General features: G+C 58.9%; 22 protein-coding genes and 2 pseudogenes. 14 read left to right on the top strand and 10 right to left on the bottom strand.

Going from position 1 to position 26582, the window contains the following annotated elements; all coding sequences use genetic code 11:
* Positions 1–33 precede the first annotated feature (33 nt).
* A complete protein-coding gene (locus UB90_RS03550) occupies positions 34–615 on the top strand; it encodes a GNAT family N-acetyltransferase (RefSeq protein WP_009176025.1) in 582 nt (193 codons plus the stop codon).
* A 212-nt stretch (positions 616–827) separates the two neighbouring features.
* On the opposite strand, the gene UB90_RS03545 is transcribed toward UB90_RS03550, so the two are convergent.
* Together UB90_RS03545 and UB90_RS03540 are read right to left on the bottom strand one after the other, a co-directional pair.
* Positions 828–1859, bottom strand: coding sequence for a permease (locus UB90_RS03545; protein WP_065326194.1), 1032 nt, complete (start codon positions 1857–1859; stop codon positions 828–830).
* Positions 1852–2175, bottom strand: coding sequence for an ArsR/SmtB family transcription factor (locus UB90_RS03540; protein WP_065326193.1), 324 nt, complete (start codon positions 2173–2175; stop codon positions 1852–1854). Before UB90_RS03540 ends, UB90_RS03545 begins: the two co-directional genes overlap by 8 nt.
* 180 nt (positions 2176–2355) lie before the next feature.
* Here UB90_RS03540 and pdxR point away from each other — a divergent pair, with 180 nt between their 5' ends.
* From pdxR to UB90_RS03510, 6 genes are all read left to right on the top strand, one after another.
* A complete protein-coding gene (pdxR, locus tag UB90_RS03535) occupies positions 2356–3822 on the top strand; it encodes a MocR-like pyridoxine biosynthesis transcription factor PdxR (protein WP_065326192.1) in 1467 nt (488 codons plus the stop codon).
* Between the two features lie 302 nt (positions 3823–4124).
* On the top strand, positions 4125–5903 hold the full coding sequence (xsc, locus tag UB90_RS03530) for a sulfoacetaldehyde acetyltransferase (protein ID WP_065326191.1): 1779 nt from the start codon (positions 4125–4127) through the stop codon (positions 5901–5903).
* Positions 5903–6667 (top strand): TSUP family transporter, encoded by a 765-nt coding sequence (locus UB90_RS03525; protein ID WP_081285512.1) that lies wholly within the window; start codon positions 5903–5905, stop codon positions 6665–6667. Before xsc ends, UB90_RS03525 begins: the two co-directional genes overlap by 1 nt.
* A 235-nt stretch (positions 6668–6902) precedes the next feature.
* On the top strand, positions 6903–7892 hold the full coding sequence (locus UB90_RS03520; RefSeq protein WP_065326190.1) for a YeiH family protein: 990 nt from the start codon (positions 6903–6905) through the stop codon (positions 7890–7892).
* Between the two features lie 97 nt (positions 7893–7989).
* Positions 7990–8451 (top strand): carboxymuconolactone decarboxylase family protein, encoded by a 462-nt coding sequence (locus UB90_RS03515; RefSeq protein ID WP_065326189.1) that lies wholly within the window; start codon positions 7990–7992, stop codon positions 8449–8451.
* On the top strand, positions 8448–9326 hold the full coding sequence (locus tag UB90_RS03510) for a sigma-70 family RNA polymerase sigma factor (protein ID WP_065326188.1): 879 nt from the start codon (positions 8448–8450) through the stop codon (positions 9324–9326). Before UB90_RS03515 ends, UB90_RS03510 begins: the two co-directional genes overlap by 4 nt.
* An 88-nt stretch (positions 9327–9414) precedes the next feature.
* Here the strand turns inward: UB90_RS03510 and dapA are convergent, their stop codons facing one another.
* On the bottom strand, positions 9415–10287 hold the full coding sequence (gene dapA / locus UB90_RS03505; protein ID WP_009175836.1) for a 4-hydroxy-tetrahydrodipicolinate synthase: 873 nt from the start codon (positions 10285–10287) through the stop codon (positions 9415–9417).
* A 138-nt stretch (positions 10288–10425) separates the two neighbouring features.
* Here dapA and UB90_RS03500 point away from each other — a divergent pair, with 138 nt between their 5' ends.
* On the top strand, positions 10426–12393 hold the full coding sequence (locus tag UB90_RS03500; RefSeq protein ID WP_065326277.1) for a lytic transglycosylase domain-containing protein: 1968 nt from the start codon (positions 10426–10428) through the stop codon (positions 12391–12393).
* Here UB90_RS03500 and UB90_RS03495 read toward each other — a convergent pair.
* Both UB90_RS03495 and mnmC2 read right to left on the bottom strand, forming a co-directional pair.
* A complete protein-coding gene (locus tag UB90_RS03495) occupies positions 12349–13224 on the bottom strand; it encodes a DMT family transporter (protein ID WP_227512072.1) in 876 nt (291 codons plus the stop codon). The two genes, UB90_RS03500 and UB90_RS03495, sit on opposite strands and share 45 nt — an antisense overlap.
* Before the next feature lie 15 nt (positions 13225–13239).
* Positions 13240–13923 (bottom strand): tRNA (5-methylaminomethyl-2-thiouridine)(34)-methyltransferase MnmC2, encoded by a 684-nt coding sequence (gene mnmC2 / locus UB90_RS03490; protein WP_065326186.1) that lies wholly within the window; start codon positions 13921–13923, stop codon positions 13240–13242.
* 58 nt (positions 13924–13981) lie between these two features.
* On the opposite strand from mnmC2, the gene UB90_RS03485 reads away from it, so the two are divergent.
* Positions 13982–15022 carry an NAD(P)/FAD-dependent oxidoreductase gene (locus UB90_RS03485; RefSeq protein ID WP_065326278.1) on the top strand — a complete coding sequence of 347 codons (1041 nt, stop codon included), beginning with the start codon at positions 13982–13984 and terminating at the stop codon, positions 15020–15022.
* Between the two features lie 75 nt (positions 15023–15097).
* Positions 15098–16453 carry a dGTP triphosphohydrolase gene (gene dgt / locus UB90_RS03480; RefSeq protein ID WP_065326185.1) on the top strand — a complete coding sequence of 452 codons (1356 nt, stop codon included), beginning with the start codon at positions 15098–15100 and terminating at the stop codon, positions 16451–16453.
* Between the two features lie 21 nt (positions 16454–16474).
* Here dgt and uvrB read toward each other — a convergent pair whose 3' ends face one another.
* The gene (uvrB, locus tag UB90_RS03475; protein WP_039982451.1) at positions 16475–18667 is read right to left on the bottom strand and encodes an excinuclease ABC subunit UvrB; all 2193 of its coding nucleotides are present in this window, start codon (positions 18665–18667) and stop codon (positions 16475–16477) included.
* A 198-nt stretch (positions 18668–18865) separates the two neighbouring features.
* Between uvrB and UB90_RS03470 the strand changes: the two genes are divergently transcribed.
* A complete protein-coding gene (locus tag UB90_RS03470) occupies positions 18866–19177 on the top strand; it encodes an ETC complex I subunit (protein WP_009176043.1) in 312 nt (103 codons plus the stop codon).
* 195 nt (positions 19178–19372) lie between these two features.
* On the opposite strand, the gene UB90_RS23290 is transcribed toward UB90_RS03470, so the two are convergent.
* From UB90_RS23290 to gmd, 4 genes and pseudogenes are all read right to left on the bottom strand, one after another.
* Entirely contained in the window at positions 19373–19612 is a 240-nt protein-coding gene (locus UB90_RS23290; protein ID WP_074712606.1) for a 3'-5' exonuclease, read from the bottom strand.
* The gene (locus UB90_RS03465; protein ID WP_065331876.1) at positions 19528–20448 is read right to left on the bottom strand and encodes a UvrD-helicase domain-containing protein; all 921 of its coding nucleotides are present in this window, start codon (positions 20446–20448) and stop codon (positions 19528–19530) included. The genes UB90_RS23290 and UB90_RS03465 overlap by 85 nt, the downstream gene beginning before the upstream one ends.
* Before the next feature lie 532 nt (positions 20449–20980).
* Positions 20981–21925, bottom strand: a pseudogene (locus UB90_RS03455) (GDP-L-fucose synthase family protein).
* Between the two features lie 36 nt (positions 21926–21961).
* Positions 21962–23079 (bottom strand): annotated as a pseudogene (gmd, locus tag UB90_RS03450) (GDP-mannose 4,6-dehydratase).
* A 695-nt stretch (positions 23080–23774) separates the two neighbouring features.
* Here gmd and rfbC point away from each other — a divergent pair.
* From rfbC to rfbB, 3 genes are read left to right on the top strand one after another with little or no spacing between them, the layout of a single operon-like run.
* Positions 23775–24323 (top strand): dTDP-4-dehydrorhamnose 3,5-epimerase, encoded by a 549-nt coding sequence (gene rfbC, locus UB90_RS03445; RefSeq protein ID WP_110613664.1) that lies wholly within the window; start codon positions 23775–23777, stop codon positions 24321–24323.
* A 5-nt stretch (positions 24324–24328) separates the two neighbouring features.
* Positions 24329–25516 carry an acyltransferase family protein gene (locus UB90_RS03440; protein WP_065326182.1) on the top strand — a complete coding sequence of 396 codons (1188 nt, stop codon included), beginning with the start codon at positions 24329–24331 and terminating at the stop codon, positions 25514–25516.
* The gene (rfbB, locus tag UB90_RS03435) at positions 25513–26565 is read left to right on the top strand and encodes a dTDP-glucose 4,6-dehydratase (RefSeq protein ID WP_065326181.1); all 1053 of its coding nucleotides are present in this window, start codon (positions 25513–25515) and stop codon (positions 26563–26565) included. The genes UB90_RS03440 and rfbB overlap by 4 nt, the downstream gene beginning before the upstream one ends.
* Positions 26566–26582 lie beyond the last annotated feature (17 nt).

Below are 26582 nucleotides of genomic sequence, written 5' to 3'. Positions count from 1 at the left end.
AGGCAGACCACCCAAGACAGAAAGACTCTTCTCATGTGGATGACCCCGATTTCCCTCTCAACTGAGGGCGCGCGCCTTGTGCCGCTCACGTATGACCACACGCCGGAGCTGGTGGATGCCGCCGCAGATGGTGCTCTTCATCACCTGTGGTACACAACCGTGCCTGCCCCGGAGAGAGTTGAACAGGAAATCAGCCGTCGCCTCGCACTTCAGGACGCGGGCAGCATGGTTCCCTTTGCCATCCTTGATGCGACAGGACGCGCGGTAGGCATGACCACCTATATGAATGTCGACCACACCAATCGGCGCGTCGAGATCGGCTCCACTTGGTATCGCAAATCGGTGCAGCGCACCGGTCTCAACACCAAGATCAAACAGCTTATGCTCACCCACGCCTTTGAGGCAAAAGACGCCATCGCGGTCGAGTTTCGCACCCATGTCCTGAACCGCCAAAGCCGCACTGCGATCGAGCGCCTTGGCGCCAAACTTGACGGTATCCTGCGGGCGCATAGCATCCTGCCCAATGGGACAATTCGCGACACGGCCGTCTATTCCATCACCGCGGCAGAATGGCCCATGGTGCGCGCAAATCTCGCCCATATGTCCACGCGCTGAGTGCGGGTCAAGGAGGCCGCAAGGCCCCGCCCATCGGGCGGCCTGTCCTTGACGCGCGCCTCTATACACAATCGAAATAGGCTCTGACGGGCACACCTGCCCCTCAGAGCCTTCTCAGCAGAACCGCGCCGAAGGCGCGCGGCCCAACGACTCATGTCGCATGCGTCAGCATGGGGCGTGAGTCGGCGGGAGCTCCCCCGCCGCGCTCGCTTTCAGACCATCTGGAACACGACGCCCGACAGGATCGCTCCGGAAATACCCAGCGCCAAATAGGTGGCAAAGACCCGTGGTTTGACCAGCGACCAGACCGCTGCCATCGCCGGGATCGAGCTCACCGCACCTGCCACCATAAAGGCCAGCGCCGCACCAGCGCTCATCCCCTGGCTCATCAATCCGGCCAAAAGCGGAGGTGCCACATAGGAGTTCAGGTACGCAGGCATCCCGACCAAAGCGGCGGTTGCGATTGGCACTACCCCTTCGCCCCCCACCAGCGAAGCAATCCACTCGGGGCGCACATATGTCACCAGGAGCGCTTCCAGCACATAGGCAAAGGCGAGCCACTTCAGCAGGAACAGAGCGTTTTCCACAAACTGTTTGCGGAAAGTATCGCGTCGCTCGGCCTCTTGCCAGAACCGCCAGTTGGGTTGCTGTTCGGCCTTGGGCGTGCCGCAACCACAGCAGCTTTTGATAGGCTCGTTCTTCAGGGGTTGCGCAAACAGTTCGCTTCCGCGCAGCGCTTTCACAACGAACCCACCAAAGAGGCCCAGCGCGACCGCGCTGATCGCTTTGGCGATGGCAAAGGGCCAACCAAGAGCCGCTGCCGTGATCAACAGGGTTGGCGGATCGATCAGCGGAGAAGAGAGCCAAAACGCCATCACCGCTGCCAATGGCGCACCCAGCGCCAGAAGCCCGGCAATAAACGGGATCACCTCACAGGAACAGAACGGAGCCAACCCGCCCAGAAGGGCCGCAAAGAAGATCATCCGGGTCTCGCGCCCCACAAAGGCCCGGGCGACCAGTGCTTCCGCGCCTGTGGCCTTCAGATACGCCAAGAGCGTCACCGCAAAGAGAATGTACTTGGATGTCGACAACAGCGCCGCAGCCGCAAATGTCAGCACCGGCCAGAAATTTGCACCATCCAGAAGCGCCACCACAAGAAGGATCAGCGCTCCGAGCGTCCATGGGCTTTGCAGCCAACCCCAAGCGGCGCGCATCGGGCGAGGAGAAAGAGATGTATCAGCCATCGTTCGCGACCTTTCCAAGCTGCCCGAGACCTTCATCCTGACAGCATTCGCTGAGGATAAAGCCCGCAAGGCGCTCAAGATGTTTGAAATCAGCGCGACAGATAGTGCTGCGCCCGAGCTTCTCCTGCGTCACCACATCGGCGGCGGTCAGGAATTTCAGATGATGCGCCAGCGTAGAGGCTGCAATCCCGGTGCGGTCGCGAATTTCGCCCACACTCAGGCCAGCCTCACCCGCGCGCACCAGGACCCGCAACACCTCAAGGCGTGCTTCAGATCCCATCGCAGCAAAGCCCTGCGCGGCGACAGATGGATCCATGCCAGATCTCCCAGTTGATTCTATATAACTAGTTTTGTGGTTTTATTGTGTGCCTGGCAAGTTGGAATTCGCCTCTCCCCTAACCTCTTGCCGCTAAAGCAAGAAACGAGATTAGGAAAATACCTAACCGTATGCACAGTCCAGATTGCCTCGCGGATAAGTCCAGAATAGGCTCTTGCGATGGCTATTTCTGTCGAAACCTTCTTTCTCAACGCAGATGCGCAGGGCACGCTTCAGGCGCAGATCCAAGAGATGATCGCCGCTGGCATCCTGTCGGGGCGCTTCCGTACAGGTGAAAAGCTGCCTTCCTCGCGCAAACTCGCCGACCATCTCGGCGTTAGCCGGATCACAGTGACGCTTGCCTATACCGAACTGGTGGCCAATGATTATCTGACCGCGCGCGGCCGATCTGGGTATTTCGTGTCGGAAACGGCCCCTGTGCCACCATCGTTCTCGCCAACTGAAAAGAGCCACGATACTGTCAATTGGTCTCGCGCCATCACGCAGGTTTTTACTGGCGGCGACAGTCCGCGCAAACCCCGAGACTGGCGCAGCTACCGCTACCCGTTTATCTACGGACAAGCGGATGCAACCTTGTTTGATCACGCCAATTGGCGGCTTTGCGCGCTCAGGGCGCTGGGTCAAAAGGACTTTGCCGCAATGACTGGCGATTACTACGATCAAGACGACCCGCTTTTGATCGAATATATCGCCCGCAACACCCTGCCGCGTCGAGGGGTTATTGCACGACCGGAGGAAATCCTGATCACGCTGGGTGCGCAAAACGCGCTCTGGACCGTGGTGCAGCTATTGTTGCAACCGGGGCGCAAGGCAGCCATCGAAAACCCAAGCTATTACACGCTGCGCGACCAACTCAGCCATACGGGCTGCACGCTTGATGTGATCGAAGTGGACAAAGACGGGCTGCCGCCCGAACTGATTGCGCCGGATACGGATGTGGTCTTCACCACCCCCAGCCATCAAAGCCCGACAACCGTGACAATGCCGACGGCCCGGCGCAAAGCGCTGCTCGACCGCGCCCGCGACATCGACGCCGTTGTCGTCGAGGATGACTATGAATTCGAAATGTCCTTTCGCGCGCAACCTTCACCCGCGCTCAAATCCATTGATCGCGACGGGCGCGTGATCTACCTCGGCAGCTTCTCCAAATCGTTATTTCCGGGGCTGCGGCTCGGCTATCTGGTGGGCTCGGAACCCTTCATCCGACAGGCGCGCGCGCTGCGCGCCAATGTGCTGCGCCACCCGCCCGGCCACATCCAGCGCACAGTCGCCTATTTTCTGTCACTCGGTCATTACGACGCCCAGATCCGGCGGACCGCCAAGGTTTTACAGGAACGTCGCGCCGTGCTGGAGAAAGCCGTGGAGGCTGAAGAGTTGACCCCCACCAATCGCAGCCTTTACGGCGGCTCGTCTTTGTGGATGCAAGCCCCAGATCACGTCGACATGGGGCAAATCGGGATGGGTTTGCGCGACAAGGGTGTGCTGATTGAGCCCGGTGCGCCCTTTTTTGCGCAGGACACACGGCGCCATAACTTCTACCGCCTCGGCTATTCCTCGATTGCATCTGAACGCATTCCTCAGGGTATCGCACATGTGGCCAATGCGATCCGCGCGTATCGCGCCTGACACAGGCACCACTATGGCCCTGTCTGCTGTAGCTTGCGGGCGGCTCCCGCCCCTTCGCAGGACGCATCATAGATGCTTCACTCAGGGTTGGGCCGGGCACCGCACCTTTGGTGCGGTGCCCGGCCCAACGGGACGATGTGTTTCGCAGAAACATTGAGGACGGGCGGGAGGGCGCCCCTCATCCAGGACCTTACGCCGCATTCAGGCGCGAACTGGATCTACTGCACCGCAAAACTGGCCCTAACGCCCCCAGCGCACCGCGCCTACACCAGAACAAAGTCCGGTCTCTGGGAGAACGCATCATGCGCATGACCACTGAAGAAGCCTTTGTCAAAACCCTGCAAATACATGGCATCGAACATGCTTTTGGGATCATCGGATCCGCCATGATGCCCATCTCAGATCTCTTTCCCAAGGCAGGCATCACCTTCTGGGACTGCGCACACGAAGGGTCTGCCGGTATGATGGCCGATGGCTACACGCGCGCCACCGGCAAGATGTCGATGATGATTGCGCAAAACGGCCCCGGCATCACCAATTTTGTGACCGCAGTCAAAACCGCCTATTGGAACCACACCCCGCTGCTGCTCGTCACTCCACAAGCCGCCAACAAGACCATTGGCCAAGGCGGATTTCAGGAAGTCGAGCAGATGAAGCTGTTCGAGGACATGGTAGCCTATCAGGAAGAGGTGCGCGACCCATCCCGCGTCGCGGAGGTGCTGAACCGGGTGATCAGCCAGGCCAAGCGCGCCTCTGCGCCTGCGCAACTCAATATTCCCCGTGATATGTGGACCGAGGTGATCGACATCACCCTGCCCGCCACCCTTGAATTTGAACGTCCTGCCGGTGGCGAGACAGCGATAACACATGCGGCTGATCTGCTGTCACATGCCAAGAACCCGGTGATCCTGAATGGTGCGGGTGTGGTCCTGTCCACGGGCGGTATTGCGGCCTCGATTGAACTGGCTGAACGGCTCGATGCACCCGTCTGTGTGGGTTACCAGCACAATGACGCCTTTCCCGGTTCGCATCCGCTCTTTGCGGGCCCTTTGGGGTATAATGGCTCCAGGGCAGCGATGGAGTTGATCAGGGAGGCCGATGTGGTGCTGTGTCTTGGCACCCGGCTGAACCCATTCTCTACCTTGCCCAGCTACGGCATGGAGTACTGGCCAACGCAGGCCAAGATTGTGCAGGTCGACATCAATCCTGATCGTATTGGCCTCACTAAACCCATAAACATCGGCATCATTGGCGACGCAGCCAAGGTCGCCAAAGGTCTCCTCAGCCAACTCTCTGACAGAGCCGGGGATTCGGGTCGTGCAGCTCGCAAGGCCAAGATTGCGCAAACCAAGTCTCGCTGGGCGCAGCAGCTTGCGTCCATGGACCATGAGGACGATGATCCCGGCACCACATGGAACCAACGCGCCCGCGCGGACAAACCCGACTGGATGAGTCCGCGCATGGCATGGCGCGCCATCCAATCCGCACTGCCCAAAGAGGCGATTATCTCCTCGGACATTGGCAACAACTGTGCCACCGGCAATGCTTATCCATCGTTTGAGTCAGGCCGGAAATACCTCGCACCGGGATTGTTCGGCCCCTGCGGCTATGGGTTGCCCGCCATCATGGGGGCAAAGATCGGCTGCCCAGATACACCTGTGGTCGGGTTTGCCGGCGATGGCGCTTTTGGGATCGCTGTGAACGAGCTCACCGCCATCGGCCGCGCGGAATGGCCCGCGATCACGCAGGTGGTCTTTCGCAACTACCAATGGGGCGCGGAAAAGCGCAACTCGACGCTTTGGTTCGACGACAACTTTGTGGGCACCGAACTGGACACTCAGGTCTCTTACGCCGGGATCGCGCAGGCTTGCGGCCTGAAAGGGGTCGTGGCACACACAATGGAGGAGCTGACCTCGGCCCTACATCAGGCGATTGAGGACCAGAAGAACGGCATCACCACCCTTATTGAAGCGATGATCAATCAGGAACTGGGTGAACCCTTCCGCCGCGATGCAATGACAAAACCGATCAAAGTGGCCGGTATCTCAGCGCAGGACATGCGCCCACAGGAGCAAGCGTAGTGACGCTGGCAATGATACCAGATCTGCCGTTTGCGCTGACCGCAGCGCAGGGTCTGTTTCTGGCCGGAGCCCTGTTTTTTGCAGCCGTGATCCGGGGGTATTCGGGCTTTGGGTTTTCGGCGATTTTCATTGTGTTCGCCTCGCTGGTGACAAACCCACTGCCGTTGATCCCGATGGTATTCATCTGCGAGATCGTCATGACCGCCTTTCAGGCCCGAGGCATCCGCGCCCATGTGGACTGGCGCAGAGCTGTCGCGTTGCTTCTTGGGGCGGCAATCGCGGTCGTCCCTGCGGTGGCAATCATGGCCCGGCTTGATCCGGTTCAGGCGCGGCTTGCGGTGTCCGGATTGATTTTGGTGCTCAGTTTGGTTTTGCTTAGCGGATGGCAGCTGAAACGCCCGATTGGGGCCTTGGGTCACACAGGCGTTGGCGTGATTTCCGGCACGGCCAATGCAGCCGGGGTTGGCGGCCTGCCGACCGCAGCCTTTCTATCGGCGCAAGCCATGAACCCAGCGACATTTCGTGCGACGATGATTGTGTTTCTCACCGGGATCGACCTGATGGCACTGCCTGCGATGTCGTCACACGGGTTGGTCACGGTTGAAACAGCATTTGCCGCGGCCCTCGCCTTTCCAATCCTCGGTGCAGGCGTGTGGTGCGGCAGCCAAGGTTTCGCCCGCACAAAACCCGAGGGGTTTCGCCAAAAGGTGGTCGTGTTGCTGGCGGTGCTTGCAGGGATCAACATCATTCGGGTCATGGTGTGAACGCACTCCCTCAGTCCCCCCAGAGTCTACCAGCCAGAAACAAATGTTCCGCCCTTTCCAATTCAGCGGAACACGCGTACCAATTCGATCAGAACATTTGGCAAACCGTTTTTGCTGACGTGCATGAGCCAGCACCGCGCCTCATCTTTGCGTCAGCTTTATACTTGCCCAAGTCCGAGAGTTTTTCGTGCCTGACACATCTCCTTCCTTCCGCTTCCCCCTGCTCGCCCAAACCATGCGAACGCACTTCAAGGTTCTGTTTCCGGGCATCGCGGTCTCTGTCATCGTCGCAGCCACTGCGCAGTTCCTCGCAGAGCATTACGCCACACCGGCAATGCTCTTGGCTCTCTTGCTCGGTATAGCGGTCAGTTTCCTCGGCGAGGAAGGGCGCACGGTGCCGGGGGTGGCGTTCTCGGCGCGGGCCTTCCTGCGGCTGGGCGTCGCTTTGTTGGGGGTCAGGGTCTCAATGACGGTGCTGGCAGGGCTTGGCCTGCCTTTGATCTTGCTGACAGCAGGCGGAGTGGTCGCAACCATTCTCTTTGGCCTCTGGGTGGCCCGGTTTTTCAAGCAGGAATGGCGTTTTGCTTTGCTCACGGCGGGTTCGGTGGCAATCTGTGGAGCATCCGCCGCCATGGCCATTGCCGCGATCCTGCCGCGTGACAAGAACTCGGAACAGCGGCTGATCTTCACAGTGATGGGCGTCACCGTGCTGTCAACAATCGCGATGATCACCTATCCGCTGCTGGCGAGCCTGATGGAGTTTGACCACATTCAGGCGGGCGTGTTCCTTGGCGGCACCATTCATGACGTCGCGCAGGTGGTGGGTGCCGGGTTCTCGATCTCTGATGAGACCGGCGATACCGCAACATTGGTCAAGCTGATCCGCGTGTCGATGCTAGCGCCGGTGGTTCTTGTGGCGTCTTTGATGATCCGCGCGCGGCTGGAGACCGCAACCGAAGGGAAACAACCACCACTGCTTCCCGGTTTTGTCATCGGCTTCATTGCGCTTGCGGTGCTCAATTCGCTGTCGCTGATCCCACCTGCGGTGAGTGACTTCCTCAGCGCCTGCTCACGCTGGCTGTTGCTGATCGCCATCGCCGCCGTCGGTATGAAAAGCAACCTCAAACAGGTGCTGTCCGTGGGTGGGGCCGCGATTGGTCTCTTGGTGACAGAAACGATTTTCATCGCCGGTTTGATTCTGCTGGGCATCGCGGCTCTGACCTGATCCGGATTTTTTCAAAAAATTCGCCGCCCGTGTCACAGATCCTGAGGGCCGCTCGTCCTATTGTCAGTCCCCTCTGACAAATAAAGGAACAGGACCCATGACCCAACGTCTCGACCAGTTTGCCGCTGCCGGTGATCTCTTTAAGCCGATGATGGAACAAGAAGAGCTGCTAAAGGCCTCTGGACTGGAGTTCAGCATCATCGAGTTGGTCAAACTACGCGCCTCACAAATCAATGGCTGCGCATTTTGCATCCACATGCACACGCATGACGCGCGCAAAGCGGGCGAAAGCGAGGACCGCATGCATCTGCTGCCTGCATGGCGCGAGAGCACGCTTTATACCCCGCGTGAACAGGCGGCGCTTGCGTGGACCGAGGCGCTGACGCTGGTGGCTGATACGGCCGCACCGGATGCGGATTACGCGCTGGTGGCGGAGCACTTCTCTCCCCGTGAACAGGTGGCGCTGACGCTGTTGATCGGTGCGATCAACGCATGGAACCGCATTGCTATCGGTTTTCGCACGCCGCATCCTGTGACAAAGGAGGCGTCTGCCGCGTGAGCCATCAGGCACAAGATACCGGAACCGATACGTTCCTATCGGTGCGACCGCGTCTTTTCGCGGTCGCCTATCGCATGTTGGGCAGTGTCGCGGATGCCGAGGATATCCTGCAAGAGGCTTATTTACGCTGGCAATCGGTGTCTCAGGACGACGTCAGGGATGTAACTGGCTATCTGGTGCGTGTGGTGACGCGGCTCTGTCTGGATCAGTTGAAATCGGCGCGTGTCAAACGCGAAACCTACACGGGCGCGTGGCTGCCGGAGCCGTTGCTGACCGAAGACCCGACGGAACGGATCGACCACGATGTCTCTGTTGCCCTGTTGCTGGCCCTGGAGCGGCTTACCCCGCTCGAACGCGCGGCCTTCCTGCTGCATGACGTTTTTGGCGACAGTCATGAAGAGGTCGCAAATGCCCTGGACCGCAGCCCGTCCGCCTGTCGCCAACTGGTGTCACGGGCGCGTCGTCATGTGCAAACTGAACGCCCCCGAAGCCATGTTGCGCCAGAAGAGAGCCGCGCCCTGACGGAAGCCTTCTTTCGCGCCTCAAAAACTGGCGATATGGCGGCCCTGACGCAGCTTCTGGCACAGGATGTGGAGCTGGTGAGTGATGGGGGTGGCAAGGCCACTGCGGCGCTCAACCCGATTTATGGCCGCGATAAGGTGATGCGACTGGCCGAAGGGCTGGCGCGCAAATCTGGCGCCCATCTGCCACCACGCTGGCGATTTGCTATGCTGAACGGCCTGCCCGCGATCCTCAGTCTGGAGCCCGAAGGTCTGGTTCAGGCCACGGCGCTGGAAATCCGCGACGGGCGGATCGCCAAGGTCTATGTGATCCGCAATCCTGAAAAGACCGCGCATCTGGCCAAAGTTCTGTAGAAACAGCGCCCCACCACAAGACAATTCGCCAAAATAAAACAGCCCCGGCAAAACCGAGGCTGTTGCATTCAGTGATATCTGAAATCGATCAGAGCAAGCCTGCGTGCGCCATGGCTGCGTCAATCTTGGCCTTGGTGCTGTCCTCAAGCCCTGTAAGCGGCGAGCGCACCTCCTCAGAGCACAGGCCCAGCTTTGACATGCCGTATTTTGCGCCCACCAGACCGGGCTCGATAAAGATCGCCTCATGCAGTGGCATCAGGCGGTCCTGATACTCCAGCGCGGTCTTGTAGTCGCCCGCCAATGTCGCCGCCTGAAATTCTGCGCAGAGTTTTGGCGCGACGTTTGCGGTGACGGAAATACAACCCACACCGCCATGCGCGTTAAAGCCCAGCGCGGTTGCGTCCTCGCCCGAGAGCTGAATGAACTCCGGACCGCAAGAGGCACGCTGCTGGCTGACGCGTTCTAGCTTGCCAGTGGCGTCCTTGACACCGACGATGCGCGGCAGTTTTGCCAGCTCGCCCATGGTGGCAGGAGTCATATCCACAACCGAGCGCGGCGGGATGTTGTAGATGATGATCGGGATGTCGGCGCAGTCATGCAACGCGCTGAAATGTGCGATCATGCCGCGTTGGGTCGGCTTGTTGTAGTAAGGCGTCACAACCAGCGCCGCGTCGGCGCCAACCCGGTGGGCATATTCCACAAAGCGAATCGCCTCGACGGTGTTGTTGGACCCGGCTCCGGCGATCACCGGCACACGGCCAGCAGCGGTTTCCACCACCACTTTGATGACCAACTCGTGTTCTTCGTGGGTCAGCGTCGGGCTTTCACCGGTAGTGCCAACAGGGACGAGGCCGGTCGAGCCTTCGGCAATATGCCATTCAACCAAGTGTTTGAGCGTGTCCAGATCCAACTCACCATTGCGAAACGGGGTGACGAGGGCTGGCATAGAGCCTTTGAACATGGGAACGCTCCAGTTAAAGATTTTGATGCGGGCAATTCCTTGCCCGGACGGGCGCGCTGGCGGGAAATTGAGTTGCACCCCGCGACACACGCACTATCGTCACAGCCTCTATCCCCGGATTGCTGGAAAATGCAAGAGATGACACGCAGACTCGCCTGCTCATTGCTGATTTGCGCGACCCTTTTTGGCGCGCCCGCGCATGCGCGCGGACTTGATACCGCCCTCCCCCTGATGCGCGATGGCCAGTGGCAAGAGGCCCTGATCGACGCAGGCGAAGAGGGATCACTTGCCCGTGACGTGATCGAATGGCACCGCCTGCGTGCCGGTAAGGGCACTGCCCGCGATGTCATGTCCTTTATCGACCGTCGCCCCGATTGGCCGGGAATGGACTACCTGCGCCGACAAAGCGAAGAGGTCATCGCCACCGCAGGACAGGCAACGATTCTTGCGTTTTACCGTGATACATCTGAGGCACAGACTGCCGAAGGGGCACTCAGCCTTGGCGAAGCGCTGATTGGTGCGGGCCGCAAAGGCGAAGGCGAGGCAGAGATCGTGCGCGCGTGGCGCAGCATGGCAATGTCAGAAGAGGTACAAAACGCCTATCTAGCGCGCCATAAATCCCTACTCGCCAAACATCACGAAGCGCGCCTGAACCGGCTTTTGTGGGAGGGTCACAAAGTATCCTCGCGCCGGATGCTGGATCTTGTCAGCGATGGGGCGCGCAAACTGGGCGAAGCCCGGATTGCCTTGCAGGAACAGTCCAATGGCGTTGATGCGGCAATCAGTGCAGTGCCTGCCAACCTGCAAAACGACGCGGGGCTGGCCTATGACAGGTTTACATGGCGCGATGCCAAACGGCGGCAGGACGATGCAATTGCCATGATGTTTGAGCGCTCCACCTCTGCCGAAGCACTGGGAGAGCCGGACAAATGGCTGCGTCGGCGCGCAGATTTCGCGCGCCAGCTGATGCGCGACAATGACAACACCCGCGCCTATAAACTCGCCGCCTATCACTTTGCCTCACCCGAGGCAGGCTATGGCTATGCCGACAACGAGTGGATCGCAGGCTATGTCGCCCTGCGCAAACTGGGCGATGCCGAGCTTGCGGTCTATCATTTCACCCGCTTCCTCGCCGCCGTGGAAAGCCCGATTTCGGTCGGGCGCGCGGGATATTGGCTGGGGCGCGCCTATGCCCAGATGGGCGAGATCGACAAGGCGCACGCGGCCTACAGGCTTGGTGCAAAATTCCAGAGCTCTTACTACGGGCTACTCTCTGCACAGGCGCTGGGGCGCGGGTTTGATCCGCGCCTGACCACACCCGAAGCGCCCGACTGGAAGGGCGCGCCTTTCCTGCAATCATCGGTCTATAAGGCTGGGATCGCTTTGCTCGAGGCAGGCGATCTGTCCCTAGGCGAGCGGTTCCTGACCCATCTGGTCGAAAGCCTCCCGCCGGATCAGGCGCTGCAACTGGGGCAGATGGCGGTGGATATGAAACAGCCCCACTTGGCGGTGATGATCTCCAAACGTGCCGCCCAAGACGGGCTGGAACTGGCAGGCGCTTATTATCCCTTGCACCCTGTCACCCAGATGAGCCTGCCGATGGCGTCTGAGATGGTCTTGGCAATCGCGCGGCGTGAAAGCGAATTTGACCCGGTGGTCATCAGCCATGTGGGCGCGCGCGGATTGATGCAGGTGATGCCCGGAACGGCGGAACTAGTGGCTAAGGACCTTGGCATCCTCGACGATCACAAGGTCTCGCGCCTGACCGAAGATTGGCAATATAACGCCAAGCTCGGCGCCGCCTATCTGGCGCGGCTCGCAGGAGAGTTTGACGGCAATGTGGTCCTGATGGCGGCAGGCTATAACGCAGGCCCCCATCGCCCCATTGCATGGATGGAACGCTACGGTGATCCGCGCGACCCGGAGGTGGATGTGGTCGACTGGATCGAGCACATCCCGTTTAACGAGACGCGCAACTACGTGATGCGCGTCACCGAGAGCCTGCCAGTTTATCGCGCGCGACTAGGGCAAACACCGCTGCCCCTGCCGTTCACGCGCGAACTATCTGGCCGCACGCTTCAGGTTTTCGCGCCAAAAGGTGAATAGCCCCGCCGCCACAACGATGGCCGCACCAATAATCACATTGGTGCGCATATCCTCGCCGAATACCAGCAGGCCAATCATCGCGGCCCACGGCAGCTGCATATACGCAAACGGCTGCACGGCGCTGGCCTCCGCCATCTCGTAGCATTTGATCAGAAGCCAATGCCCAAGTGCCCCCGTAACACAGAGGGTCGCCATCCAGCCCCAATCCGGTGCGGTCATCGGCTCCCACCACCAAAGCCCCAACGGTGTCACAAAAATCATGCCATACACACCGGTGTAGAAAAAGCTGGTCGCGGTGGTGTCGCGGTGCGCCACATAACGGGTGAGCAGGCCATAGAGTGCAAACATCAGCGCCGCCAGCAGCGGAATCAGCGCCGCCACCTGAAACACGCCTGACCCCGGTTGCAGGATGATCAGCACACCGATGAAGCCCACGCCAATCGCCGCCCAGCGCCGCCAGCCCACTTGTTCACCAAGGATGGGCCCCGAGAGCGCGGCAATGAGCAGAGGATAACAAACAAAGACCGCGTGGCTTTCGACAAGGCCAAGCACGGTAAAGGCCATCACCATCACGCAAATCTCTGCCACAAGCACAAAGGCGCGAAAGATCTGCACCCACGGCTGGCTGGTCTGTGCGGCAGCCCTTACGCTGCCACTTTGTTTCAATGCCAGCGTGATCACAAAGGCCGCAAAGAACCAGTAGCGAATGGTGATCACCATAAAGACGTTGTATTCGCTCGCCAAATGCCGCGAAATCCCGTCTTGCAGGGCGAAAACGATCGTTGCACCGATCATCAGCAAGATGCCCAGTCTGGTGTCGTTCTTGGCCATGACCTGTTCCATGGTTCAGCCTTTCAATTCATCAGTCAAAATCGCCTGCGTCATATGCCGCTTGCGCCCAAAACCGGGGGTGCGCTCTACTTTGAAACCTGCAGCCTCAAGCCCGCGACGGACAAATCCGGCCGCTGTGTAAGTCGCTGCGGTACCGTTTGATGCAGTATGGTCCGCGACGGCCTGCATCAGATCCTCTTGCCAAAGCTCCGGGTTCTTGGCGGGCGAAAACCCGTCCAGAAACCAGGCGTTCGCCTGTCCTGTCCACTCTGGCAGCGACCTGCGCGCGTCGCCGATGACGACCTCCAGCTGCAAGCTGTCCAGATCACAACATCCACCGCCGGTCCAGTGCGCCAGAAACCGCTCCGCCCATGGCGTGATCGCGGGAAAGGCCTCCAGCGCGCGTGCCATATCGGTTGGGGCCATTGGGAAGGCCTCGAAACTGGTGAACCGCAGCGGCGTGCCTTGTCCGCTCTCTTCCCATGCGCGCCACGCGGCCAGCATATTAAGACCGGTGCCAAACCCCAGTTCTGCGATGTGAAAACCGGGCTGAAACCGGGCGGGCAGATCATTACCGGCCAGAAAGACATGCTCGGTCTCCAAAAGGCCGTTTTGTAGCGAAAAATATGGGTCGTCGAACTGATCGGAGACGGGCAAATCGCCCTCTCGCCAGCTCAGCCGTGCCTGCTGGTCTGCCATCGCGAATTCCTTTAGGTGAGACGTGACACGAGGGCGAACCTGACGAAAGGTCATGGAAATGGCAACTGCTGAAATCACCGTGCGCGGCGCTGGCATCTTTGGCCTGTCAATCGCATGGGCCTGCCACCAACGCGGGGCCAAGGTGCAGGTGATCGACCCCGCCGGGCCGGGCGCTGGATCAAGCGGCGGATTGGTCGGCGCGCTCGCCCCGCATGTGCCGGAAAACTGGAACCCAAAGAAAGCGTTTCAGCTTGAGAGCCTTTTGATGGCTGAAGGGTTCTGGGCCGAGGTTCAAGATACCGGAGGTGTTTCGCCGGGCTATGGACGCCTTGGCCGCCTGCAACCCATCGCGGATGAGCGCACGCTGGAGCTCGCCCAGTCGCGCCGCGAGTCCGCAGCCGAGCTGTGGCAGGATCATGCGATCTGGGACGTGCGCCCGGCGTCCGATTTCGGCGACTGGTGCCCGCCCAGCCCAACCGGAATGGTGATCCACGACACGCTCTCGGCGCGCATGCATCCGCGCCGCGCCTGTGCTGCATTGGTCGCCGCCCTGCGCGCTGGCGGTGTCGAGGTCGCTGCTGACGGGCATGACGAAGGGCAAGTGGTTCATGCCACCGGTTATCAGGGGTTGTTGGACCTGAACGCCCTGTCGCCGCGCCTGGTTGGCACGGGCGTCAAGGGACAGGCCGCACTGCTGGCCTACGATGCCGGTGCGGTGCCACAGCTCTATGCGGACGGGCTGCACATCATTCCACATGCGGATGGCACCTTGGCCATCGGCTCCACCAGCGAGCGTGAATTCATCCGCCCGGACGAACCTGATGCGCAGCTTGATCAGGTGATTGCACGTGCCATCGCCGCAATGCCACAACTCGCTGGTGCAGAGGTTCTGGAGCGTTGGGCTGGTGTACGCCCCCGCGCCCGCACCCGCGCGCCGATGCTGGGGGAATACCCCGACCGCCCCGGTCATTTCATCGCCAACGGCGGCTTCAAGATCGGCTTTGGCATGGCCCCCAAGGTCGCCGAAGTGATGGCGGGGCTGCTGCTGGACGGACGCGACCGCATCCCCGAGGGCTTTCGCGTCTCGGACAATTTCTGAACGCTCAGGAGCGGTTGCAATTTGCAGCCCAAGCGGCTCTTTAGGGTCAAACCTACGGCGCAGGAGAGAACACAGATGGAATGGACGCAACTTCTGGACCCAAGACGCCTGTGCCGCCCGGACTATGCCGACAAGCCCAACCGTCCGGCATATCTGCAGGATTACGACCGCATCCTGTTTTCCGAACCCTTCCGGCGTCTGGCACAGAAAACGCAAGTGCACCCGCTTTATGATCACGACCACGTCCATCACCGGATGATCCACTCAATGGAGACTTCCTCTGTGGGGCGTTCCCTTGGCATTCAGGTGGGCGAAGCGCTGGTTGCAGACGGGCGGCTGAAGGACGGGCTGCAACATGTAATGGCTGGCACGGTACAAGCCGCTTGCCTCGTGCATGACATCGGCAACCCGCCCTTTGGCCATTCCGGCGAGGCCAGCATCGGCGCATGGTTTGCACAGCAGTTTGCAGCCAACACCGGCATTGCTGCAGGTGTCGCGCCTGAACATCGCGCTGAGTTTGAGGCTTTTGAGGGGAACGCACAGGGCTTTCGCATCGTTTCCCGGTTGGAAATGGCGCGGCGAGAGGGCGGTATGCGGCTCTCTTATGCAACGCTCGGGGCCTTCGCCAAATACCCCTGTACTGCAAGCGCCGCCGCAAATGCAGATGAGTCCTATGTAGGCCTGAAGAAATTTGGCTGTTTCGCAAGCGATGAGACGCTTTTTGCTGAGGCCGCCACCGCCCTTGGCCTGCCCGAAGAGCGCACCAGCTCTGGTCATCGTTGGTGGCGCCGTCACCCGCTGGCCTTCTTGGTCGAGGCTGCAGATGATATTTGCTATCGCATTCTGGACCTTGAGGACGCGGCCACCGTGGGGGATCTGGGCGGCGATGACGCCTCCGACATTCTCGAAGAGATCACGGGAAAACCGAACCGCCCCCCGGAGCCAGAGATGACCCTGCGCGAACGCACTGGAATGCTGCGCGCCATGGCAATTGGCGCAGCCATTGACAGCGCGGTTGACGCCTTTCTTGAACACTACGATGCCATCATGGCGGGCACCTTCAACGATGGCCTGATGGAGGTCTCCAGCAAGGCCAAGGCATTCAAACGACTGAAACAAATCTCCAACGCCCGCATCTTTACCGCACAGCGCAAGACAGAGCTTGAGGTGGTTGGCCGCAAGGTGCTCTTCACCATTCTGGATGAGTTCCACGCGCTGTTCGTCGCGCTAAGAGCCTGCAACTGGGACACCGAGACATTGCTCAAGGAACACGGCTACTGGACACAGCTGGTGCGCGCGGTGGATCTGGATTTGCGCGGCGTCACGGATGAATACACCGCCGCGCATGCGCTCACGGATTTTGTTTCTGGCATGACTGATCGCTATGCGATCCGGGTGCGCGATATGATCACCGGGCAAGTGCCCAGCTAAGCACACCGTTTCAGGTGGGGGCTACCGCCCCCGCCGTTTCACATTGCCGCCACGTTGACCTGCTTTGCCCGCAGTCGACCTACCACGCCGACGTGTTGCGTCCTCTGCCGCCGCCTCCACTGCGGATTGTCGCGCCAGCGGGTCGTCCGAGATTGCCAGGTCGACGGCTTCCAGCCGTTTGACCTCATCCCGCAAACGGGCAGCTTCTTCGAACTCAAGGTTCTCGGCAGCCTTCCGCATCTGCTCTCGCAACCCGTCCAGATGGGCCTCAAAATTGGCGCCATGCAGTGGCTTGTCGATCGTGGCGGTGACGCGGGACATATCGGTGTCCCCCTGATACAGCCCTGCCAGCACGTCATCGACGTTCTTTTTCACCGTCTCTGGCGTGATGCCATGTTCCTCATTATAGGCGATCTGCTTTTCGCGACGGCGGTTGGTCTCAGCAATCGCACGCTCCATCGAACCGGTGATACGGTCGGCATACATGATGACCTTACCATCCGCATTTCGCGCCGCCCGACCAATGGTCTGGATGAGCGAAGTTTCAGAGCGCAAGAAACCTTCCTTGTCCGCATCGAGAATGGCCACCAAACCGCACTCCGGAATATCCAGCCCCTCGCGCAAAAGGTTGATCCCGACCAGAACGTCAAACGCCCCAAGCCGCAAATCACGCAGGATTTCGATCCGCTCAAGCGTGTCGATATCAGAGTGCATGTAACGCACCTTGATGCCCTGCTCGTGCAGGTATTCGGTCAGATCCTCCGCCATGCGTTTGGTCAATACCGTGGCCAGCGTCCGAAATCCGCGTGCGGTGACCGCGCGGATCTCATCCAGCAGATCATCCACCTGCATGCCGACGGGACGGATTTCCACCTCCGGATCAAGCAACCCTGTGGGGCGGATAACCTGCTCTGCGAACACGCCGCCTGCCTGCTCCATCTCCCATGCCGCTGGCGTTGCGGAAACAAAGACCGACTGTGGGCGCATCGCGTCCCATTCCTCGAATTTCAGCGGGCGGTTGTCCATGCAGGACGGCAGGCGGAAGCCATGTTCGGCCAGCGTCATCTTGCGCCGGTGGTCACCTTTATACATGCCACCAATCTGGGGCACCGAGACGTGGCTTTCATCGGCAAATACGATGGCGTTGTCGGGAATGAACTCAAACAAGGTTGGCGGCGGCTCCCCCGGAGCGCGGCCAGTCAGATAACGCGAATAGTTCTCGATCCCATTGCAGTGGCCCGTGGCTTCCAGCATTTCGATATCAAAATTGGTGCGTTGCTCCAGCCGCTGCGCCTCCAAGAGCTTGCCCTCGCTCACCAGATTATCAAGCCGCTGGCGCAACTCATTCTTGATCGAGATCACCGCCTGATTGAGCGTCGGCTTTGGCGTCACATAGTGCGAATTCGCGTAGACGCGGATTTTCTCAAAGCTGCCAGTGCGCTCGCCTGTAAGCGGGTCGAACTCGGTGATCGCTTCCAGTTCTTCACCAAAAAACGACAGTTTCCACGCCCGATCCTCAAGGTGCGCCGGAAAGATCTCCAATGTGTCGCCACGCACCCGAAAAGAGCCGCGCTGAAACGCCTGATCATTGCGTTTGTATTGCTGGGCCACCAGGTCGGCCATGATCTGGCGCTGATCATAATCCTGCCCCACGTTCAGATCCTGCGTCATCGCCGAATAGGTTTCGACCGAGCCGATCCCGTAGATGCAGGACACCGATGCAATGATAATCACATCATCGCGTTCCAAAAGCGCCCGCGTGGCCGAGTGGCGCATCCGGTCGATCTGCTCGTTAATCTGGCTTTCTTTCTCGATATAGGTATCAGAACGCGGCACATAGGCCTCTGGCTGATAATAGTCATAAAACGAGACGAAGTATTCGACCGCGTTGTCCGGAAAGAAGCCTTTGAACTCTCCATAGAGCTGCGCCGCCAGCGTTTTATTGGGCGCAAGAATGATCGCCGGACGCTGCGTTTCCTCAATCACCTTAGCCATGGTGAAGGTCTTACCAGTCCCGGTCGCCCCCAGTAGCACCTGATCGCGCTCACCGTCAAAAACGCCTTGGCTCAGCTCTGCAATGGCCGTGGGCTGGTCACCAGCCGGGGAAAAGGCCGTTTGCATAACAAAGTTTTTCCCCCCTTCCAGCTTCTCACGCCGTTCTGGTGCGCGATCAGCCATCATCGGCAGGGTCTTATCGGAATGAGCGTAAGGCATCGGCGACTCCTTGTCGGGCACGCAGACAGAGTTTGGTCCGTTTTTGTTCCACTTCAAGGGGTGAGTCAAACATCCCTTGTACTCGGGCCCAAAGGTGGCTTGCGCACAACGTCTGTTCAATACGCGGCATTTGCAATCTTGCCGCGCCGCCATATCCATCGCATATAGATGCAAAGGAATCTTCTTGAGGAGACAACCATGCGCGCGCGGATCTACCGGCCAGCTCGAAACGCCATGACCTCTGGTATGGCCAAGACGCGGAAATGGGTGTTGGAATATGCACCGGCCAGCGCGCGTGAAGTGGACCCATTGATGGGCTGGACCTCCTCCTCCGACACCCAAAGCCAAGTGCGCCTGAAGTTCGACAGCAAGGAAGAAGCGCTAGAATATGCCGAGGATCACGGCATTGAGGTCGAGGTACAAGACCCCAAGACCCGCAAACCCAATCTGCGCGCTGGCGGCTACGGCGAAAACTTCGCCACCAACCGCCGCGGCCCGTGGACACACTAAGGTTGTAAATCGGGGCAAAGTTGTCTCGAAATTGGGGCAAGGATCCCGCGAAGCCAGGCTATGCCCTATATATAGGGCACCCACTGGGCGCCTTTTCTATATGTTGATGCCCTCTTGCTGTCGGCGAGGCTATGCCGATCTCTCAGACCCAAGGGCGCATCACAATTGTTCCGCCGCTTCACGGTTCACCGGACCTCAATCCGGCTCGGGGGCATGGCCACTGATTAACTTGGTCGGTGTGCCGGACCAGGACACGCGTAGCGCCTTCTTCGCCCGGGTGGCGGCGACGTGCAGAAGGGAGCGATACTGGGTGACGATATCTTCGCGATCAGCCGCATCAACGGCCGATTTCAGGGCACCGGGAGGTGGGAAGGCTGACTCGGACAGGAAGGGGCTCGCCACGGCGAAGAATTCGAGCCCCTTGGCGCGGCGCATCGTCGTGATTCGGACCCCGGGGACGAACGATCATCAGCGCCAGCCTGAAGAACCACTGTCTCGATACCGTCCGCCTGCAGCGCCGCGTTAACGCGATCTACATCTTCGAGGCGCGCACAGAGGATTCCGATATCCGAAAGTCGAACGTTTTCCGATGGGAGACTGCGAATCCAGGTTGAAACCCCTTTTAGTTCTGCAACTTCAGAAGTGCTGCTGACCAGTTCGGGCGACACACCGTGAAGGAGGCTGACATAACCCTTGAGGGTATCGCTTCCCTCATCGAGATCATCGACGCTGACGCCTTCCAGAACCGAAACAGCCCAAGACCTGATTTCCTGAGTCGTACGATAGTTGAGCCCGAGACGTTTAGAGCGGCCGCGCACGTTGATCCCGCACCCCGCCATACTGGCACGACGCCCATAGATCCGCTGGTGCGCATCGCCCACGACAAAGAGGGAATTCTGATCCCCTGATGGGCCTTCCGGAACGATCGCCCGGATCAGACGCAAGGCCTGCTCTCCCATGTCCTGCGCCTCATCCACAACCACGGCCGCATAGGGAAGGTTCGATGCCTCGGAGGAAAGGATTTCGATCGCTTCACGATATGCGCCATCCGGCTCGGCGAACCCTTCACTCACCACTCGGGCTCGATAGTCAGCGAAGATATCCCAGAGACTGGCCCGTTTCCGGCGGTCAAGCGGCGTACCGCGCCCAGCCCGGGACACCTTGAGGTAGGCCCTTTGATCCATCAGACCTTTCGCCTGAACGATCTGTGCCCATTCCGCACGGACAAACGGTTCCGACAGGCCTTCGGGGAGTTCATGATCGTCGAACACTTAGCGCCAGATCTCGTCCAGGCGGTCCCGCGCTTCCCCGAAGAACGCGACCTTGCGGGCAAAGCTTTTCCGTTTCAGGAACTGCGAGACCCAGCGATCGAGGTTAGGCTCTGGACCCATTAATTTGGTTGCCGTGTGCGGGCGATCTTGTTTCAAGCCCCCAAACTTTAGGGGGCGTGAATCAGGCAGTGCGACCGAAATCAATGCATCCTGACCCTAGGAGGGTGGTTTGCCGCCGTATGGAATTCGACACTAATAGTGGCTGCACCCAAAAAGGAGAGCGCGGCCAAATAAAAATAAGCATTGATATCCATCGCCATAGCGTAGGTGTTCGACTTCAAGGCTTGATGGTACGGTCCTTTTTCAAGTTTGGAGAGACGCATTTTGCGACTGGTTCGTCACGGGAGCGCATGCCGTCACAGCGACACAACAGCGATTGCAAGTTTCGCTCGCTCAGTTAGGCTCTGCCAGATCACTGGCAGAGAGGACTGATAGTACTCATGAGGCACAATTTTTGCTAGATATACTAGGGTTATTTGCTACGAAACCCATCAACCCTCTGGCTTAGATACCACTTGTAGGTGCTGCGGACCCCTTCCTCCAAGCCGATCGTGGCTGTCCAACCTAACCGCGCTAGGCGCGACACATCCAACAATTTGCGCGGGGCTCCGTCTGGCTTTGAAGGGTCGGTCAAGATCCGACCGTGAAACTCTGTCACCTTAGCCACCAAGCATGCCAGCTCCATAATAGACACATCCACACCGCATCCTACGTTGATATGGGAGAGCATTGGCTCAGTCTCGCGTCTATAGTCCTCCATTTCGATGTCCATCACAAACAACGAGGCCTCAGCCATGTCATCTACATGTAAGAATTCGCGCCGCGGGGTGCCGCTACCCCAAATGGTGATTTCCACAGCGCCGTCCCGCACTGCCTCATGAAAGCGGCGGATCAGCGCAGGTAAGACATGGGAGTTTTCCGGGTGAAAGTTGTCTCCTGGCCCATAGAGGTTCGTTGGCATCACCGAACGGTAATCCACTCCATACTGTCGGTTGTAACTCTCGCACAATTTGATGCCGGCGATCTTGGCGATAGCATAGGGCTCATTGGTAGCCTCCAGTGTATCGGTGAGAAGCGCACTCTCTGCCATAGGCTGAGGGGCCATCTTTGGATAGATGCAAGAAGAACCCAGCTGCAATAGCTTGATAACTCCAGCCTCAAAAGCCGCGTGAATTACGTGGCACTCGATCATTAGATTTTCGTAGATGAACTATGCAGGATAACTGTTGTTGGCATGAATGCCACCTACCTTAGCTGCAGCTAGGATCACCTGATCGGGTCGCTCCGACTGCATAAAGCTGCGCACCGCGGTCTGATCGGTTAGATCGAGCTCTGTGCTGGTGCGTGTGACCAGCGTCAAATCCTCCCCTCCCGCCTGACGCTTCTCGAGCTTGCGTAGGATCGCTCCGCCTACCATGCCGCGATGGCCAGCATATAGATCTTCAGCATCTGTTCAACTTTCAAGACTGATCGGCAGCGCGTAACCGTGCTCTTTCAGCAGCGCGTGTCGGCGTGAAGTCTTGAGATCTTCGGCCACCATTTCGGCGCACATCTCTTGCGTCGAGATTTCTGGTGCCCAGCCCAGTTTTGATTTGGCTTTGGATGGATCACCCAAAAGGGTCTCTACTTCAGCGGGGCGGAAATAGCGCGGATCAATGCGCAGTACAACATCCCCTGGTTTCAGTGCGGGCGCCTTGTCGCCCTCAATCGCCGCTACGGTGGCTATCTCTTCAACGCCGCTGCCGGAAAACTCAAGGTAGATGCCCAGCTCGGCCGCAGACCACTCAACAAATTGGCGCACGGAGTATTGAAGCCCAGTGGCAATCACAAAGTCCTCTGGCGCCTCTTGCTGCAGCATCAACCATTGCATTCGCACGTAATCCTTGGCGTGGCCCCAATCACGCAATGCATCGATATTGCCCAGATAAAGACAAGACTCCAATCCTTGAGCAAGGTTAGCTAGGCCACGGGTAATTTTACGGGTAACGAAGGTCTCACCGCGCCGCGGGCTCTCGTGATTGAACAAAATGCCGTTACAAGCATACATGCCATAGGCCTCACGGTAGTTCACAGTGATCCAGAATGCATACATTTTTGCCACGGCGTAAGGGCTGCGCGGATAAAATGGTGTAGTTTCGCGCTGGGGAGTCTCTTGCACTAATCCGTAGAGTTCAGATGTTGAAGCTTGATAGAATTTGGTTTTTTCCTCCAAACCCAAGAAACGTATGGCCTCTAGAAGCCTCAAAGTACCGATGGCATCCACATCTGCTGTATATTCTGGCGCTTCAAAAGACACTGCAACATGCGACTGAGCACCCAGATTATAGACTTCGTCTGGCTGCACTTCTTGGAGGATCCGCGTTAAGTTTGATGTGTCCGTTAGATCTCCGTAGTGGAGCTTGAAACTGGCATTGTCGACATGCGGATCTTGGTAGATGTGATCCACGCGGTCTGTATTGAACAGAGAGGACGGCGTTTAATGCCGTGCACGACGTAGCCTTTTCCAAGCAGAAATTCCGCAAGGTAAGAGCCATCTTGCCCGGTCACTCCGGTAATAAGTGCTGTTTTCATATTTCTCATCCCGTTCTCGAAAATAGTCTATCGCACCAGTCGACACCATACATGTCACGCGTGAAAAGCTTGCCTGAAACATTCCGAGCAGCATCGGTCAGTCGATCAACCAAAGTGAGACCAACTTTGATCTCAGGTCCTTGACGCCGCGTTTTTCCCTACCATAAAACTGCTCATACTCCGACACTGGCTCAGAACCGATTGAACATAATTATGTTTGAGCGTCTCAAATCGAATACTGCCGATGCACGTAGTGTACCGTGAATGACAGTCTTTTTTCGAACGACTTGATTGTTTCCGATGTGAGCCTGCCGCTACAGATGCGTAACATGTATCGTCGTATTGATCCCCACAACCAAATCTCCTCATGTCAACTATCTTCGTTGTACTAGATGAGCCACATGAAAAGCATGTATTTGAGCACGGCATCCACACTTGTTTGGCGGAAGCGCTACCTACGACCTATCAGAGAGGAGCCAGTTGGATAGTTGCCCGCATCGCTGCAAATCTTGTGTATGTCTGCCTTACCCGCTTGGAACTTAATCTTGTTATTTAGGCTTAACGGTACTTCACAACCAATGGTGCAATCGCGCCCCCTTATCTGCAAAGTTAACTCGTGTCTGGTTTTCAGTTTACAAAAGAGCGTATAGGTTGCCCGCACCGCCCGAGGGCGGCCTGAAATGGAGCAGAAAAACGTGCAGATCGAAGATACGAAACTTTCCGGCGTCAAGATCCTGACCCCTGCGCGGTTTGGCGATGAACGGGGCTTTTTCTCGGAAAGCTGGAACCGGCAGCGGATGGAAGCGCATGGGATCGATCTGGATTTCGTTCAGGACAATCACTCCATGTCGGCCGAGGTCGGCACCATTCGCGGCCTGCATTTTCAGGCCCCCCCCCATGCGCAGGATAAGCTGGTGCGCTGCGGTCAGGGCGCGCTCTTTGATGTGGCGGTGGATGTCCGTGTGGGGTCTCCCACCTATGGAGACTGGGTCGGGGTGGAGCTGACGGCAGAAAACGGGCGGCAGATGCTGGTGCCCAAAGGGTTCTTGCACGGGTTTATCACCCGCGCGCCGATGACCGAGATCATCTATAAATGCACCGACTACTACGCGCCCGAATGTGACGGTGCCGTGCGCTGGGACAGCTGCGATATCGACTGGGGCTTCACCGGCCAGCCGATCCTGTCTGAAAAGGACACAGCCGCACAGGCGCTGGCAGATTTCAAAAGCCCCTTTCGCATCTGATCCCTATGCCAGAGCTGACCGCGTCCCAAGCCCATCGCGCCTATCTGGAGCGGACCCGCTTTGGGGCGCTGGATGGTTTGCGGGCCTTGGCGATCCTTGCGGTGCTGATCCACCACAGCGCCTTGGCGCAGGAGGGGGGCGCATGGTCGCGCGGCTTTCTGGGGGTGGATCTGTTTTTTGTGATCTCGGGCTTTTTGATCACCACGCTTTTGTTGCGCGAGCGCGACCGGGCGGGGGCGATCTCGCTCAGGGGGTTTTACTGGCGGCGCGCCTTGCGGATCCTGCCGCTCTATTATCTGGTGGTGACACTGGCCGGGATCTATTTTGTGATCGGGCGCGGCCATCTTGAGGTGCTGCAGATCTGGCCGGCCTATTATCTATTCTTTGCCAATTTCCTGACCGAACATATTCCGACGCTTTATCCGACGTGGTCGCTGTCGATGGAGGAGCAGTTCTATCTGATCTGGCCTTTGGTGATGATCTGGCTGCCGCCGCGCTATTGGGGGGCGGTGGTGCTGTTTGGGGTGGCGCTCAATGTGGTGGCAGTGACCGGGATGCTGGGCGCTTTGGGCATCACAGCGTTTCAGCTGGGCCCGCTTTGGGTGCATCTGCCCGATGCCACCTATGCGCCGCTGCTTCTGGGGGCGGGGCTGGCATTGATGCTGCATCAGCCACGCGGCTTTGCGCTGCTGTGGCGTGTGTTTGGCCACCGGTGGATGCCTTTTGGACTGTTTGGCATTTTGCTGGCGCTGATCTTTGGTCTCTTGCCGCAGGTCTTGGCGGGCGTGCCCTATCTATTGGTGCACCTGGCGATGACCGGCTGGCTGGCGACGCTGGTGCTGCGCGAAGACAGCTGGATGCACCCGCTCTTGCGCCTGCGGCCGCTGGTGCGGGTGGGCGTGGTGAGCTACGGGATTTATCTGTTGCATCTTCTGGTGCTGCATGTGGTGCGCCTGCTGGGGGAACAGATCGGACTGGCGCAGGACAGTGCGGTCTTTCTTCTCCTCTACTGGGGCGGTACCTTCCTGTTGGCGGAGCTGAGCTTTCGCCATTATGAGCGGTATTTCCTGAACTTGCGTCACAAGTCGCTGGGGCGGATGGGGCGCGGTCAGGCGCAGGCAAGACAAAGCAAAGACGCCACAGCCACAGGGGCTGCGGGGCTGGAACGGTTGGGCAAGGAGCAGGACCCATGAAGATACTGGTGACGGGGGGAGCGGGGTTTATCGGCTCTGCGGTGGTGCGCCAAGCGATTGCGGCGGGCCATGAGGTGGTCAATCTGGACGCGCTGACCTATGCGGCCTGTCTGGACAATGTCGCCAGTGTCGCCGAGAGCCCGCGCTATGCGTTTGAGCAGGCCGACATCCGCGACCGCGCCGCATTGGATCGGATCTTTGCCCTGCACGCGCCGGATGCGGTGATGCATCTGGCCGCCGAGAGCCATGTGGACCGCTCGATTGATGGGCCCGGTGATTTCATCGAGACCAATGTGACCGGCACTTTCAACATGCTCGAAGCCGCGCGCAAATTCTGGGTGGCGGTGGGCAAACCCGCCCATTTCCGCTTCCATCATATCTCGACCGATGAGGTCTATGGCAGTTTGCCGGCCGATAAATCGGTGATGTTCACGGAAGAGACTGCCTATGATCCGCGCTCGCCCTATTCGGCCTCCAAAGCCTCGAGCGATCATCTGGTGCGCGCCTGGCATGAAACCTATGGGCTGCCGGTGGTGCTGACCAATTGCTCCAACAACTACGGCCCCTTTCACTTCCCGGAAAAACTCATCCCGGTGGTGATTTTGAATGCGCTCGCCGGTAAGGCCCTGCCGATCTATGGCGATGGCTCCAACATTCGCGACTGGCTCTATGTGGAAGATCACGCAGATGCGCTGTTGCTGGTGTTGCAGAAGGGCGAAAACGGGCGCAGCTATAATGTGGGCGGCGAGAATGAGCGCACCAACCTTGAGCTGGTCGAAACACTCTGTGCGATCCTTGATGACAAGCGCCCGCGCGGCGACGGGGCATCCTATAAAGAGCAGATCACCTTTGTGACCGATCGTCCGGGCCATGATGCGCGCTATGCGATTGATCCCTCCCGTATCCGCGAGGAACTGGGCTGGCGGCCGTCGGTGACCGTCGAGGAAGGTCTGGCGAAAACCGTGCAATGGTATCTCGACAATGAGGACTGGTGGCGCGCACTTCAGTCCCGCAAGGGCGTGGGCGAGCGTCTTGGGACCGGAAAGTGAGCAGGCAGAGATTTAGT

Origin of the sequence: Tritonibacter mobilis (assembly GCF_001681715.1) — a bacterium.
Classification (GTDB): domain Bacteria; phylum Pseudomonadota; class Alphaproteobacteria; order Rhodobacterales; family Rhodobacteraceae; genus Epibacterium; species Epibacterium mobile.
This window is presented reverse-complemented; position numbering and strand designations above follow the sequence as displayed.

Bases quoted from the DNA above. Each gene is read 5' to 3' on its own strand.
- UB90_RS03440 (WP_065326182.1), top strand. From the start codon at position 24,329: ATGCCAGAGCTGACCGCGTCCCAAGCCCATCGCGCCTATCTGGAGCGG.
- dapA (WP_009175836.1), bottom strand. From the start codon at position 10,287: ATGTTCAAAGGCTCTATGCCAGCCCTCGTCACCCCGTTTCGCAATGGT.
- UB90_RS03470 (WP_009176043.1), top strand. From the start codon at position 18,866: ATGCGCGCGCGGATCTACCGGCCAGCTCGAAACGCCATGACCTCTGGT.
- UB90_RS03550 (WP_009176025.1), top strand. From the start codon at position 34: ATGTGGATGACCCCGATTTCCCTCTCAACTGAGGGCGCGCGCCTTGTG.
- UB90_RS03495 (WP_227512072.1), bottom strand. From the start codon at position 13,224: ATGGCCAAGAACGACACCAGACTGGGCATCTTGCTGATGATCGGTGCA.
- UB90_RS03500 (WP_065326277.1), top strand. From the start codon at position 10,426: ATGACACGCAGACTCGCCTGCTCATTGCTGATTTGCGCGACCCTTTTT.
- UB90_RS23290 (WP_074712606.1), bottom strand. From the start codon at position 19,612: ATGCGCCGCGCCAAGGGGCTCGAATTCTTCGCCGTGGCGAGCCCCTTC.
- dgt (WP_065326185.1), top strand. From the start codon at position 15,098: ATGGAATGGACGCAACTTCTGGACCCAAGACGCCTGTGCCGCCCGGAC.
- UB90_RS03485 (WP_065326278.1), top strand. From the start codon at position 13,982: ATGGCAACTGCTGAAATCACCGTGCGCGGCGCTGGCATCTTTGGCCTG.
- pdxR (WP_065326192.1), top strand. From the start codon at position 2,356: ATGGCTATTTCTGTCGAAACCTTCTTTCTCAACGCAGATGCGCAGGGC.
- UB90_RS03545 (WP_065326194.1), bottom strand. From the start codon at position 1,859: ATGGCTGATACATCTCTTTCTCCTCGCCCGATGCGCGCCGCTTGGGGT.
- UB90_RS03520 (WP_065326190.1), top strand. From the start codon at position 6,903: ATGCGAACGCACTTCAAGGTTCTGTTTCCGGGCATCGCGGTCTCTGTC.
- rfbB (WP_065326181.1), top strand. From the start codon at position 25,513: ATGAAGATACTGGTGACGGGGGGAGCGGGGTTTATCGGCTCTGCGGTG.
- xsc (WP_065326191.1), top strand. From the start codon at position 4,125: ATGCGCATGACCACTGAAGAAGCCTTTGTCAAAACCCTGCAAATACAT.
- UB90_RS03515 (WP_065326189.1), top strand. From the start codon at position 7,990: ATGACCCAACGTCTCGACCAGTTTGCCGCTGCCGGTGATCTCTTTAAG.
- UB90_RS03540 (WP_065326193.1), bottom strand. From the start codon at position 2,175: ATGGATCCATCTGTCGCCGCGCAGGGCTTTGCTGCGATGGGATCTGAA.
- mnmC2 (WP_065326186.1), bottom strand. From the start codon at position 13,923: ATGGCAGACCAGCAGGCACGGCTGAGCTGGCGAGAGGGCGATTTGCCC.
- uvrB (WP_039982451.1), bottom strand. From the start codon at position 18,667: ATGCCTTACGCTCATTCCGATAAGACCCTGCCGATGATGGCTGATCGC.